We start from the raw sequence: 214 nt of genomic DNA on the forward strand, positions 1-214 counted from the left end.
GATCCCTGATTGTGTTCCTTTGCCTGCGTTATAATCCGCAAGCTCTTTCAAATAAGCTTCCAATTTTGCTTTGGCATCATTAGTAGACTTATCTTCTTTACCAACTGCATCCGCAACTACTTTTTTATATTTTGCAATATTTTCTTCAATCGCTTTTACAAGGGCATCGCCTTCCAATCCTGCCACTGGCGCATAGGTAGGACTTGTGGTTTCA

Annotated in this window: 1 protein-coding gene; it reads right to left on the reverse strand. The window is 40.7% G+C overall.

The genetic code is table 11. From position 1 onward, the window contains the following. On the reverse strand, positions 1-214 hold a 214-nt coding region (locus STRDD04_RS11230; RefSeq protein WP_197460111.1), incomplete at both ends, for a hypothetical protein.

Source organism: Streptococcus sp. DD04, from assembly GCF_001578725.1.
GTDB classification, from domain to species: Bacteria; Bacillota; Bacilli; order Lactobacillales; family Streptococcaceae; genus Streptococcus; species Streptococcus sinensis.